The 11236-nt window shown below is 46.6% G+C and carries 10 protein-coding genes; 2 read left to right on the forward strand and 8 right to left on the reverse strand.

From position 1 onward, the window contains the following. Positions 1-267 precede the first annotated feature (267 nt). From JGK07_RS30965 to JGK07_RS30975, 3 genes are all read right to left on the reverse strand, one after another. Entirely contained in the window at positions 268-834 is a 567-nt protein-coding gene (locus tag JGK07_RS30965; protein ID WP_293186842.1) for a diheme cytochrome C, read from the reverse strand. 73 nt (positions 835-907) lie between these two features. Continuing rightward, positions 908-1816 carry an MBL fold metallo-hydrolase gene (locus JGK07_RS30970; RefSeq protein WP_293152460.1) on the reverse strand — a complete coding sequence of 303 codons (909 nt, stop codon included), beginning with the start codon at positions 1814-1816 and terminating at the stop codon, positions 908-910. Positions 1817-2365: 549 nt separating this feature from the next. Beyond that, positions 2366-2878: an inorganic diphosphatase gene (locus tag JGK07_RS30975; RefSeq protein ID WP_293152463.1), complete on the reverse strand. Its 513-nt coding sequence runs from the start codon at positions 2876-2878 to the stop codon at positions 2366-2368. Between the two features lie 32 nt (positions 2879-2910). Between JGK07_RS30975 and JGK07_RS30980 the strand changes: the two genes are divergently transcribed. Further along, positions 2911-3042 carry a hypothetical protein gene (locus JGK07_RS30980; protein WP_293186843.1) on the forward strand — a complete coding sequence of 44 codons (132 nt, stop codon included), beginning with the start codon at positions 2911-2913 and terminating at the stop codon, positions 3040-3042. 69 nt (positions 3043-3111) lie between these two features. On the opposite strand, the gene JGK07_RS30985 is transcribed toward JGK07_RS30980, so the two are convergent. The 3 genes from JGK07_RS30985 to JGK07_RS30995 all read right to left on the reverse strand — a co-directional run bounded on the left by JGK07_RS30985 (position 3112) and on the right by JGK07_RS30995 (position 6976). Beyond that, complete coding sequence (locus JGK07_RS30985; RefSeq protein WP_293186844.1) at positions 3112-4506, reverse strand: serine/threonine-protein kinase; 1395 nt, start codon at positions 4504-4506, stop codon at positions 3112-3114. Positions 4507-4760: 254 nt separating this feature from the next. Continuing rightward, the gene (locus tag JGK07_RS30990; RefSeq protein ID WP_293186845.1) at positions 4761-6107 is read right to left on the reverse strand and encodes a serine/threonine-protein kinase; all 1347 of its coding nucleotides are present in this window, start codon (positions 6105-6107) and stop codon (positions 4761-4763) included. A gap of 323 nt (positions 6108-6430) precedes the next feature. Continuing rightward, positions 6431-6976: an inorganic pyrophosphatase gene (locus tag JGK07_RS30995; protein WP_293186846.1), complete on the reverse strand. Its 546-nt coding sequence runs from the start codon at positions 6974-6976 to the stop codon at positions 6431-6433. A gap of 174 nt (positions 6977-7150) precedes the next feature. On the opposite strand from JGK07_RS30995, the gene JGK07_RS31000 reads away from it, so the two are divergent. Further along, positions 7151-7342, forward strand: coding sequence for a hypothetical protein (locus tag JGK07_RS31000; RefSeq protein ID WP_293186847.1), 192 nt, complete (start codon positions 7151-7153; stop codon positions 7340-7342). 56 nt (positions 7343-7398) lie between these two features. Here the strand turns inward: JGK07_RS31000 and JGK07_RS31005 are convergent, their stop codons facing one another. Together JGK07_RS31005 and JGK07_RS31010 are read right to left on the reverse strand one after the other, a co-directional pair. Further along, positions 7399-10617, reverse strand: coding sequence for an adenylate/guanylate cyclase domain-containing protein (locus JGK07_RS31005; protein WP_293186848.1), 3219 nt, complete (start codon positions 10615-10617; stop codon positions 7399-7401). Positions 10618-10853: 236 nt separating this feature from the next. After that, the coding region (locus tag JGK07_RS31010; RefSeq protein ID WP_293219050.1) for a hypothetical protein at positions 10854-11236 on the reverse strand (383 nt) is incomplete at its 5' end.

Here is an 11236-nt window from a genome sequence, read left to right on the forward strand (position 1 = left end):
GCAGACAATAGGAGATGATAACTAATAACTTATATGCGGTCATGCTTCGCCCTCTTCCTTGCGCCAGATGCACCCCGAGGACTAAAGTCCTCACAGATTTTACAAGGTTTGTAGTGAGGACTTCAGTCCTGCTTTTTCCGAGAACAAAAGTCCTCACTACGAACAGATTTTATAAGGTTTGTAGTAAGGACTTCAGTCCTGCTTTTTCAGTAGTTCGATCGCTCAGACTTGAATTCTGATTTTCCTCAATCAAGAACTTAAGATTCCTTACGGGGAATTTTCCCACTCAGGGGTAAGCTGGCGGAAATTGTATTTAGACACACCTGGGTGACAAGTAACGCAACTGCTGATATTTGCTGGTTGCGCCAGCTTGACTCTGGGGTGCAAAGCTTTGAAGTAGCGAGAGGTGGCGACTCGGTAAGCTAGTTCTTCGTCTTTGGCTTCGGGACGGGAAAAAGTTTGCAGGTAGTTCCACACTAGCAGCCGGGGCGGGTCTACTAGGAGTTTCAAGGTTTGTCCGTAGTGTTGGGAATCTTGCAACAAGCGGCGCCAGGTTTCTGTTGGCAATACTTGCGGGGGTAAGCCGATGTGACAGGTGGCGCAGTTTTCTAGGTAGAGTTGCTGTCCGAGTTGGTAGCGTTCGGGGATGCGATCGACAGTGCCATTATCTTCAATAGCAGACACTTGAGCAAGTCGCGCTGGAGTGTTGGAGTTCGCAGTCTGGGCTGCCACCCATCCGCCTCCTGTACAGCAGACAATTATCAACACCAGCAATGTTGAGTAAAGCCCCCGCAAGCCACGAGAGCGATACTTGGGGGGAGTTTCGTGATTCATTCTGTTTCTGCGTTCTGGCTGCTAATTTCTGCGGTCTGGAGGAGTTTTTTCCCAGCCCGCATGGATGGGTTTTCTAGATTACTGGTATGCTCATGCCTTCGCGGGCCAAGCAGCTATTGGCGAATGCTGCCTGCACGTCTGCTTCGACGCGATCGAGAAAATTGTCGTCGTGACCGGGATCGTGGTGAAACATCACGATCTTTTTGACTCCCGCAGCTTTCGCTATTTCTACTCCGGCTTGCCAAGTTGAGTGTCCCCAGCCGACTTTTGGGTTTTTGAAGTCGTAATACTCTTCGTTGGTGTAGTTGGCGTCGTAAATCAGCACGTCTGCGTCGCGAGCTAGGTGTACTACATTTTCGTCCAGCCGATCGGGAAAATGCTCTGTATCGGTGCAGTAGACGGCCGTGTGTCCCTCCCAGGTGACTCGATACCCGATCGCGGTATTCGGGTGATTGAGCAATGCCGTTTCGACTTTCACATCGTCGAGTTCGAGAATATCCCCTGGGGTCAAATCGTTAAATTTGAGGTCTGACTGCATCACCTGGATGGGGACTGGAAAATTGGGGTGGTGCATTTGATCGGCAAGACGCTGTTTGATTGTAGTGCCGTTGGGGGCGATCGCTCCGTAAATGTGAAAGCAGTTCCCCGGGATAAAGGCAGGAGTAAAGAATGGAAATCCTTGAATGTGATCCCAGTGAGTGTGGCTGAAAAACATATGGGCTTCGACCGGCATTTGTCGCAGCAGGTTGAGGCCCAGAACTCGCAGACCGGTGCCACCATCAAAAATCAGGCGTTTTTTCCCCAAGCGCATTTCTACGCAAGAGGTATTACCTCCGTAGCGAATTGTTTTGCTGCCGGGGGTGGCGATGCTGCCCCGCACGCCCCAAAACTGAACGACAAACTCGGTCAAAGGACTATTTTCCATACTGGCTTTCTGATCGGAAGGCTCTGGAGTGGTTTGAGAGGGTGCGGAATCTGGCATCTTTTTTAGGTTTGGGCGCAGGAACTTGGGAGTTGAGATCTTAGTGTTTAGTTTTTAGTGTTTAGTTTTTAGCAATCCGTACTATAAAACGCTTTATAGAAAACTATCCGAGTACCAAACCCGGAAATCAGACTTACCGAACACTTGGGTTGTTAGAAGCCTCAACCCGTGCGCGATCGGTTGCTGTAACAGATATCACGCTTTAGAGACCATTTTTGCACCCTGTGGGCTGCCCGGCGTGCGGAACTGTCCTGAGATTAAGATAGCGTTGATGTCAGTGTTCGGGTAAATTTTCCTCAAAAGTAGAACGCATTCGCCCGCTTGCTGAGAATTTGCGCTTAATCTTACTCTATGACTAGGATTTTTTTCAAGATTGTGCCGGGGGTGGCGGTTTGAGGAATTCCGTTCCGGTGACTGGGGATTCACCAATGATTTTACATTCTAGCCACCCCCTCCTCGACTGCACGTCCTAGACGCGGATCGGTTGCATTAAGTTCGGCTTCCTGAATTGTTACTCGGGTTGCAGTCGAGGATGCAGGCGCTTGGAACCTATTTGCGATCGGCTGCGATGCACTTTTCGACTAACGGCATTACTAGATCGACATCTTGCCAACCCAGAATTTCGGTCACTTTTTTCTCCAAATTTTTGTAGGTTCTAAAAAATTCGGCTATTTCGTCCAAGCGGTGTGGGGCTACGTCTTTGAGGGACTTATAGTGAGCGTAACGGGGGTCTTTGTCGGGAACGCACAGCAGTTTTTCATCTCTGTCGCCTCCGTCGATCATTTCCAGCATTCCGATCGGACGGGCCGCGATGATGCACCCTGGAAATGTGGGCTCGTCCATCATCACCATGCCGTCGAGGGGGTCACCGTCATCGGCTAAGGTGTTGGGTATGAAGCCATAGTCGCAAGGGTATTGCACTGAGGCATAGAGCACGCGATCGAGTGCAAAGGCTTGCATCTCTTTATCAAACTCGTATTTGTTTTTGCTACCGGCGGTAATTTCGATCAGGACGTTAAGCAGTCCTGGTTTCGGCTGTGCCGGAATTAGCGATAAGTCCACAATAATATCTCCAACTTAACAGATGATCGGGGATGAGTGCTACTTGCCAAATCCCTTTCATAGCATTTTACGGGCGATCGGGATCGATGCTGCATAAAGCTGGATACAAAGCGGGGGAGTGCGAGAAGATACAGCGGACGGGCGGGACATCCCACGAACAATAGATTGGACGGGCGGGACGCCCATCCCACAGTTTGAGAGGGGAATGGTTTGTTTGGGCGATCGAGATATTTTCAGAACCAGATATTATTTTTCCCCTCTGTCAAAGTTTTTTTAATTTTCAATCCCAACCACTGGCTTAGTTCTGTTGCTAACCATGTGATTTCTGATTCACTTAGTCCCTGGTTTTCTCCTAGTTGATATTTTTGCTTGCCAGCTTGAATAAGCATCTGATAAATGTTGGAATTGTATTGCCTAATTTCCAATTGACAAATCTCCTGTCTGGAGATCGATCGTGGATAATTCCATTTCAGCCCTAGAAGATTGCTGGTATAGGAGATTTGATGCCGATCTATTCTAACACGCAATTCCCGAAATAATGCAGAGAGAAGTGTTACTACTACAGCAGCTAGTAAACTTCCTGATAGCATAATCAACGAATTCCTTAATAAATTATTGATTACCGATAGGTAATTGGAACCACCTATCCTTAAAAGGATATTTGCAGCAACCGCAGCCGAGAACCAGGCAATCAAACTAAAATCGACTTCCTTAGGTGGAATTATAATTTCTATAAACTCCGAATTTTTTGTGAGTTTAATATCGCTTTCTGGCGGTTGCACTACAAGAGGATTTTTTTTGATTTTGTTGATAGCACAGGGATTTTCGTCGAGCGATCGGAATGCTTTATCAGCCGAAGATAACCGTTTTTCCAAGCTCGGTTCGGTCATCCACTCCAGCCAATGAATCAAATTAGGATTGAGGTGCTTCGCGCGATCGGCAAATTGAATTTTCAAATCCTGCTGCGATAGTTCCATGGGATGCAAGCCCGTTACCAAATAAATTAAAGTTCCACCTAAACCGTAAAGGTCAGAAGCCGGAACCGATCGCCCGCCAAATTGTTCCGGTGCCATATATCCATAAGTTCCGACTACTGTAATTGTGCCGCCAAACTTTGCAGCTTGGTTCTGCACCGAACCGAAATCAACTAAATAAACTTGTCCGACACTATGGCCGGATCTGCTGTGTAGTAAGATATTGCTTGGTTTAATATCGCGGTGAATAACAGGCGGATTTTGCTCGTGCAAATACATCAAAATTGCTAACAGCAATTTAGCTAATTCTTTCACCTCACTTTCGCTAAAAGTACGCCCGCAGCGCAAATGTTCTTCTAAAGTTCTTCCCTCTACATAAGTCTGTACCAAGGCAAAGCTTTTACTGTCTGGTTCGTCAATTTCCAGGTAGTCGAGGTGCCGAGGAATTCCTGGGTGAGAAAGTGCTTTTAAAGTTTCCGCTTCCCTTTCAAATAGCTTGAGGTCTTGCCATTCAAAATCGCTACCGAGGAAGAGCTGTTTGATGACAACTAATTCTTGAGTTTGTAAATCGCGAGCCAGCAGCGTTTGGCGACCGGTTTGTTTTCCCAGTATTCGCTGCACTTCATAGCTTTCTGCTAATATTTTACCAGTCATGTTTTATTACCTTTATTTCAATACGGTTCACTTAAGATGGTCATTGCGAGGAACGAAGCAATCACAGTATCTATTTTTCATGAGTTTTCCCTCTTGTCATCTCTTAAGTTAACCGTGTTGACCTTTATTTTAATTTGAAGCGAGCGTCGGGGTTCAGAAATCGGTTTTTTTAGCGAGTCTGGCGGTTACAACGCGTATTTTCGTAAAAACCCGGTTTCTAGAAGTCAGAGTGCCTAATTCCTGTAAATTTTAGATTATAGTCCGCTTGCTTTTTGATACCACCGGGCAATAGACTTGCTAGCTGTCCCCATTGACAGTCCTACAATTAGCGATATTGCAAGTATAAAGCTAATTTCAGACATGGAAAGCTCTCCATCATTAATAATATTCCACGTCCCTTCATCCTTCCAATCCTCCATCATCGGCCACAAGAAAATACTGGTCGCCGAGGTAAATGTCACGATACTAATTGCATTTAAAACCTGTCGGTGAAGTTTGGGATTAGTTAGGGGGGAAAACCAAAAGCACGTCACAATTGCTGCGATTATTCCATTCGCTAACGCCAGAGGCAAGGCGAAAAGAACGCTCCAGAATCCTCCGATAAAAATTTGCTCCCAAAACCCCATCGCAATGATGCTTAAAATTATTACTGCACAAGCTCCTATAGCTTTAGTTCCTGTCGAAATTCCGACCTCGATCGCATTCCAGAACAATTCGTCGGTACTCACAATTTTCCCCTGTCTCACTGGCCGGGAATATTTATCTATTTGCTGCGGTTTTTCCAGAACTTCTTTGGCAATCTGAACTGAGGCGGGACGGCGTTCTAAACTGGGATGCGTCATCCACTTCAGCCAATTGCTAAAACCGGGACTTAATTCCGTGAATTGCTCGAATTCGAGCTGCAAATCTTGCTGCGGCAAATCGGCTGGATGCTGCTTGGTAATTAAGGCGATTAATGTTGCTCCCAAGCCGTACAAATCGGAAGCTGGAACTGCTCTCCCGCCAAATTGTTCGGGTGGCATATAACCATAAGTTCCGACAACGGTGACGGTTTTTCCCTGTTGCGTGGCTAGGGTTTGAACAGCACCAAAATCGACTAGGTAGACTTCGCCGACGCTGTTGCCCGATCGATTTTTGAGCAAAATATTGCTGGGTTTAATGTCGCGGTGAATCACCGGCGGCTGTCGCTGGTGCAGGTATCCGAGGATGTCTAGTAATGCTGTGGCTAATTGTTTGACCTCATTTTCGCTGAAGGTGCGGCCGTCTGAGAGATACTCTTGGAGGGATTTGGCTTCGATGTAAGTCTGAACTAGGGCGAATCCTTTGCGGCTGGGTGTGTCGATTTCAAAGGAGTCGAGATATCGGGGAATTGCAGGATGGGATAGGGATTTTAAAGTTTCGACTTCTCGCTGGAACAGTTTCAAGTCTTCCCAGTTGAAATCGCTGCTGAATGACAGGAGTTTGACTACTACTTGCTGTTGGGTTTTTAAGTCGCGGGCGAGTAATGTTTGCCGTCCGGCTTGCTTGCCTAGTCGCCGTGAGCACTTATACCGATTTTCTAATATTTCTCCTAACAAATCCCCGATGTTTTGTCCGCTCATGTTCACCTGCCACTGAAGCGATTGAACCCAGCTTAGCTGGCCAAGCTGCAATTGTCTGCACTTGTTTAAGCGATTTAGATCGAACCTGGTGGTATCGCAATTAATATTACCCACACTCAGGAAACGGCACGTCCAGTTTCCCTAGGATCGATCGGGCTAGGGAAACGGCAATGCCGTTTCCTCCTAGCGAGCTCAGAGTGATTGTTTTGGAGTACGAACGCCGCACGATGCCTTGTCCGACATTGCTACGGCAAAAAACTTTTTTTTGCCAAAGAACCAGCGCCTTTAAACACCATAAAAATGCCCCTGATTCAAGCTTAAATTTAACGTTGAATTTGCTTGTAAATTGACTGCACTACATCTAGCATGGTCATGAGTTGGTGCCATTCGGGAGCGTCTGGTTGGTAGCTTTTGGCCCGCTGAGTTTTTAAACTCTGGTGCAATAAATTCAGCAGCGTCTCTGGAGACTGAAACGAGTTATCATCTTCATCTTTTGGGCTGGAGGCTGCATTTTCTATGGTTTCTTTGATGCTTTGTGCCTTATCTGCGAGACTCAAAGCTCTGCCCGCCATGTTTTCTGGCATTTTGGGCCGTTCCGACAAAGACTGGCGGGTCAGTTCTTCGAGCAGTTGGCGGACTTGAGCCACCCATTCGAGATCGTTTACCGAAAACCAATCAGATTTAAACCCTTGTCCCTGTGGTCTTTGCTGAATGCTTTGTAATTTTTGGAGCAGGGGAAGAGACTTTTGAGTGATGTTTTCGGGGATTCTGGGGATATCTGACAGCGAGCTGCGGGCAATCTCTAGCAATAGTTGGTAAACCTGATCTACCGACTCAATATCTCCCGATTGCGAATTCCAATTATCCATAACTGATGCTAGTAGTTTTCTATATCTAAGACTAGAACGTTAGCTTTCTGCTGAAAGCAAGCTGCTTTTAGGAGGCGCCAAAGTTATTAAGACTTACGGGCGCGGGGTAAAAAACCCGGTTTTTGAGTGGATGTTAGGTCGCCTTTGCCCCAGATTTTTCTTAAAAACTGGGTAATGCTGGCGCAAGTCCTAATTTTTTTTGGAAGCTCTTCTGAAGGTAGAAGTGCTGTGTTTGTTGTCGCCAAACACCGCACAATGCGGGTATCTGGCGGTGGCGAGGCAAGCGATCCCAAGTCCGGTTATCTAACAATCATACCTGCTGGAGCTGATTTAAAATTGCCCCAACAGGATATTAAGGTTAATTGATTGGAGGGGAGGTGCACTCCCGATCGCGATCGCCCCCTCCGCACCGGGTACCGCTGCTATTTTTCTTTGAGATTCCATACGCCGTCCCAGTTTAGTACGTCGGGAGGGCTGAGCTTATATAACCCGCAGCGATCGACGTGCAGTTTAGCTGCCTTGTTTTTGGGTTCAATGTCCAGAACAAGGTTAAATTCGCGTTCTGCGTCTCTAAAAGCTTGCTTGGCTTTTGGTTCTAAGACTTTCTTAAACTCGCTGAGGAGTTTTTTCACGCGATCGAGTCCCAGATTTTCAAATTCCTCCTCTAACATTTCTATCACTGTCTCGGAGGCTTTAATTTTAATTTTAGCCTGCAATAGCTGCCTGATCTGTGCGGGTTTCAGCCTTTTAATTTTAGGATTTGATGGTTCTAAGATGTCTGCTTCCAACAGTTTTTTAACCTCGCCCTCTTGCAACGATTGAATATCGTCTGCTGATAGCTGCTTGATTTTGGCTTGCAGCAACATTTTGGCTTCATCTTCCGAGAGGTTTTTGAGACCTTCCAATTTCAACAGTTGGATTTCTGGCTGCAACAGCACGATTAGTTTATCTGCTTCAGACAGATTTTTGGGATCGTACTCTGACAGCTTTTTGAGTTGATATAACAACTTCTTTAGTTCGTATTCCAACTGTTCCTCGACACTGTAGGAAAGTTTTTTGATTTCTGTCTCCGGCATTTGGGCGACATCATCTAAGATATTTTTCACCTCACTGTCAGATAGTCTGTGAGTGACTGGCGTCTTGTAATGTTCGCGACCCTTATTATAATGTTCTACAACTTGTTGCTGTTTTTCGGTTAGTGACTTGCCAATGGGCGAGTATCCTTCTTTGATGCCGACGAGTTCGTAAATGATAACTGGTTCGCTTTTGCCTTTGACGGTAATGAAGTCGAGTTCCCGCACGTAGACTCTCTCGTGATAATGCTTGTAGGTATTGTCACTAATAATTAAGTCAGTTCCGTACTGCTTGCTGGCGCCTTCTAAGCGAGAGGCGAGGTTGACGCCATCTCCTATAGAAGTCAATTCCATGCGTTTACTTGAGCCAATGTTGCCACTGACAACTTGATCGGAATGTATGCCCATACCAATACTGATGGGCAACTCACCATTAGCTATACGATCGAGATTGAATTTATCGAGTTCTGCTCGCATTTTCACTGCCGTTTGCATCGCGCACCAAGCATGATCTTCTAGGGGCGCCGGAGAGCCGAAAACTGCCATCAGAGCGTCGCCGATGTATTTGTCGAGAGTGCCTCCGTACTCGAATACGACATCTACCATCACTTCAAAATACTTGTTGAGCATCACCACCACTTCTTCAGCTTGCAATTTTTCCGTAAGTGTGGTATAGCTGCGAATATCTGAGAACAGCACCGAAACTTCCTTGCGCTTGCCGCCCAATCCTGTATCCCCTGAAGCTAACAGTGCTTCGGCTACTTCTGGGGTCATGTAACGGTACATCAAGTTTTTGACTTGCTTGGCGCTGCTAATATCTTCCATGACGACTAACGCGCCGTTGACTTTGTTGGGATCGGTAGCATCGGTCATTGAGTTGATCGAGAGATTGATACTCTGCGATTTTCCTTCACAGGAGAGCAAAACTTGATCGGGGTAATACTGCTGGCGATCGTTATCGTCTTCTGGAGACAAAGACGCATCGAACCACTTGGCAAAATCGCCTTTTTCTAACTTAATTAACTCGCGCAAAGATTGGCCTTCTGCTAATTCTGCCTCGCTGACACCGAGTAATTTTTGGGCGCTGGGATTTGTCGCAACTATATTGCCTTTTTTATCTGTAGAAATCACGCCGTTAGTCAGGGCGTGCAGCATATCTTTTTGTCTTTGTTCTTGCTGTTTGACTTCTGCAAACAGTTTGGCATTTTGCAGGGCCACTCCTGCTTGGATGTTAAACGACTGCATAAAGTCCAGGTCGTTTTTATTGAAACTCGCTTTCCACTGTTCGGGGGCCTGAGGCCAATCTGCCGGGTTGTAGGGCGGGAATTCTCCTTGTCGTTTTTTGTTGACTAACTGCGTAACTCCAATCAATTTGTTGTCGGAGTTAAACACTGGCATACACAGCATACTGCAAGTGCGGTAGCCTGTTTTTTGGTCGGTATCTCGCGAAGTTTTGGCGCGGGGGTCGTCGTACACGTCAAAGGAAATCAGCAGGTGTTCGCTGGATTGGGCGACGATTCCTGCAAAACCGGCTGTTCTGGGTATGCGAATTTCTGTAAGTGTGCCTTCTTTGTTGGGAAGTTTCGTCCACAGTTCATCTTTATCTTCGTCGATCAGCCAGAGGGTGCTGCGATCGGCATTCATGAGTTCTTTGGCCTGATCCATGACCCTTTTGAGGGTATCTTCTAAGTCGAGACTGCTCTTAGAAAGAGCGTTTACGGCATTCATCAGCGCCGTGGCGGCCCGCTGTCTCTGAGTTGCTGCGTAGAAAGATTTGGAGGATTCTAGAATTAGGCGAATTGAGGGAGCAAATTCATTGAAAACTCGTTCGTCTTCTTCCGTGAATCCAGCCCTGTCGATTTGTCGATCTAAACTAGCGTGATTTTGGTGATCGGGTTTTAGTTTATTAATCAGTTGAACGACTGCTACTAACTCGTTTGTTTCTTCCTTTAGCAGGGGCATTGCCAGCATTGTATAAGTGCGGTAGCCCGTTTTTTCTTCAACTTTTTTGGCGTTAGCCGATCGCGAATCGTTGTAAAAATCGTAAGGGATGTTAACCACTTTTTTCTCGGTGGCTACTTCTCCGGCGATGCCCACGTGGGCGGGAACTCTGATTTCTATGCTTTTGCCATTTTCGTCTTTGGCAACTTTTGCCCAGAGTTCATTTTTGTCGTCGTCTAATAAAAATATCGTAGTGCGATCGGCATTGAGCAATTCCCCTGTTTTGAGGGTAATCGACTGCAACATATCGTTGAGGATAGCGTCAAATCCCTCGCTCTCCAGGATGTTATCGAGCATTCCCAGGGTTTGATTGACAACCTTAAGTTTTTCTTCTACTTCCTTAACTGCTGCTACGGAACTTTCCTTATTTAGGTGAGCAAGAATGTTTGTGACTCCTTGGCGCGGGATAATTGCACTGCTGCTGGTAGGGGCAGGAGCAACCACGGGTTCGGGAGAGGGAGAAGGCGTAGGGGTAGAGTAGGGTTGATTATTTTCACTGCTGATAGGAGTGACATCTATCACGTTGTCCAGAGAAGAGTAATTTGTGGAAGATGCAGGAGGATTCATAGACCTTTACAGAAGCTTAAGTGTAAGGGTTAGTCTAAGCTAGGACAGCGGGCAAGTTCATCTTTTGAGTGAGACAGGTCGCACCTGACTCAAGTATGTGTGAAACTATTTCCCAGTTTACAGAAGTCCGGGCCTAGGGCAAGGGAGGTTCAGTTGGCATTGCTGCTCAACGGCTAGTGATACGGTAAAGCAACGGTGTGATTGCTGGAATCTTTTTAGAGATTGCGAATGGTGTTTTAATGGTTTATTAACTGATTTTGGCATTGTGCGCCCGGTTGAATTAGGTTTGCCCTATTCCAGAGATCGCCGACACGAACAGGAATGCGTGCTGCGGAACTGCTGAAAAACGGATGGCATTGTAGGATTAGCCGCAATTGTGACACCACCCATTGTTGGTGATGTGTGCCCTTCTGTACACAATTGTGGTTTTTAACTAGAATTTCTGTCAATTTTGCTGCTATACCCTTGCATCCCCAGACTTTAGTCTGGGGGCTGCGAGCTTTTTTGTAAGATTGGCGGTTTTGAACCTCCCCAGGGCTAAAGCGACGGGGATTCGGGCCCACCCAAAAGGGCGACAGTGGGACATTCAAATATCCCTCTAGACCCTCAAGCTTGTGGC

The organism is Microcoleus sp. PH2017_24_DOB_U_A (assembly GCF_020738205.1).
GTDB lineage: Bacteria > Cyanobacteriota > Cyanobacteriia > Cyanobacteriales > Microcoleaceae > Microcoleus.

Excerpts from the sequence above, each read along its gene's own strand:
- JGK07_RS30965 (WP_293186842.1), bottom strand. The coding sequence starts at position 834 with ATGAATCACGAAACTCCCCCCAAGTATCGCTCTCGTGGCTTGCGGGGG.
- JGK07_RS30970 (WP_293152460.1), bottom strand. The coding sequence starts at position 1,816 with ATGCCAGATTCCGCACCCTCTCAAACCACTCCAGAGCCTTCCGATCAG.
- JGK07_RS30980 (WP_293186843.1), top strand. The coding sequence starts at position 2,911 with ATGAGTGCTACTTGCCAAATCCCTTTCATAGCATTTTACGGGCGATCG.
- JGK07_RS30985 (WP_293186844.1), bottom strand. The coding sequence starts at position 4,506 with ATGACTGGTAAAATATTAGCAGAAAGCTATGAAGTGCAGCGAATACTG.
- JGK07_RS30990 (WP_293186845.1), bottom strand. The coding sequence starts at position 6,107 with ATGAGCGGACAAAACATCGGGGATTTGTTAGGAGAAATATTAGAAAAT.
- JGK07_RS30995 (WP_293186846.1), bottom strand. The coding sequence starts at position 6,976 with ATGGATAATTGGAATTCGCAATCGGGAGATATTGAGTCGGTAGATCAG.
- JGK07_RS31000 (WP_293186847.1), top strand. The coding sequence starts at position 7,151 with ATGCTGGCGCAAGTCCTAATTTTTTTTGGAAGCTCTTCTGAAGGTAGA.
- JGK07_RS31005 (WP_293186848.1), bottom strand. The coding sequence starts at position 10,617 with ATGAATCCTCCTGCATCTTCCACAAATTACTCTTCTCTGGACAACGTG.